General features: G+C 47.5%; 1 protein-coding gene and 1 pseudogene. One reads left to right on the plus strand and one right to left on the minus strand.

The annotated features are described in order from the left end of the window. Nucleotides 1-344 precede the first annotated feature (344 nt). The gene (gene dsbB, locus KDK18_RS14145) at nt 345-899 is read left to right on the plus strand and encodes a disulfide bond formation protein DsbB (RefSeq protein WP_257255580.1); all 555 of its coding nucleotides are present in this window, start codon (nt 345-347) and stop codon (nt 897-899) included. A 137-nt stretch (nt 900-1,036) separates the two neighbouring features. Here the strand turns inward: dsbB and KDK18_RS14150 are convergent. Next, nucleotides 1,037-1,273 (minus strand): annotated as a pseudogene (locus KDK18_RS14150) (hypothetical protein); the annotation flags it as partial.

The raw sequence follows: 1,273 nt of genomic DNA on the forward strand, positions 1-1,273 counted from the left end.
GTTTTCGAGTTTGAGTTTACGATTAGTGTAATGATGGAGAATTATGACAAAGAGGCTGACAAAGAGAATCTTTTACAGATTTCACCAGACAGCTTTAATAAATTAGAGCCTTCGACGATGGAGTCAAACCCTGGTTGACATTTAATAACCCATCAGCAGCCGCCCGGTTATTGATGGGTTTTTATAGACGTCTCAGGACTGCCTTTTAGATACAATCGGACGCGTCAGTTTATTGTAATGTGTCTTACACTCTACGGATGCGTGCAGTATCTTGAGCCGACGGGTTCTTTGCCAAGTCTCCGATACAGGCACAACAACATACAGGCTCTTGGAGAAGCACTGTTTTGACGAAACTATCCCATCTCTGGACTGATTTCAGAACGGATCCCCTCGGGGCTATCCGTGACTGGCAGAATGCCAGAACCACCTGGCTAATCATGCTGCTGAGCGCTGTTTTTCTGGAGTCAGTGGCCTTTTATTTTCAGTACGTTATGTATCTGGACCCCTGTGAACTCTGTGTTTATCAGCGTCTGGCGGTGTTGCTGATTGGTGTTGCGGCTCTTATTATGCTGGTGGCACCGCGAAACAAATTGGTAAGAGGTCTTGGATACGTCATCTGGATTGCCGGTGCTGCCTATGGGTTGGATGCTGCGATCAAAATGCTGGATTACTACTCTTCCGAAGATCTGTTCATGTCCTGCAAGGCTCTGCCTACCTTCCCGCTTGATCTGCCGCTGTACGAGTGGTGGCCTCAAATGTTCCTGCCTTCCGGTTTCTGCGGGCAGGACGGCTGGCATTTCCTTGGCATGAATATGGCGCATTGGATGACGCTTATATTTGGTGTTTACATAGTGGCTTATATGCTCTGCCTGATCAGTCTGTTCAGGAAATCAAAGTAATCGAGCAAGCACACCGTCGGGCGCCCGGGAGTATGTGTTCCAGGCGCCCAATCCTTGCCATTCCCTCATAGAGTTCTTCAGACAATTCTAATTCTGACCGGCAGATGTCAAAAGCCTCCCGGCTACGGACTGATTGCTCAAGCTGATTGAACATTGAGCTTTTCAGTCAACCAGCAGAGATAATCATCAATGGTTTCGTCCAGCTCATTAGGTAAATGGTGCCGGGCATCTTCGAGATAATAAACACTGGGTCGGGTATAAAGCTTCTCAAGTACAGGAATGTTGTGTTTGGCATCGACTGTTCGGTCGAATGTACCCTGAAGAATGAGTGGGCTGACCGGTGATTTTATCTTGCTGGACTCAATACGCTTGAT

This window comes from Endozoicomonas sp. SESOKO3 (assembly GCF_024606255.1).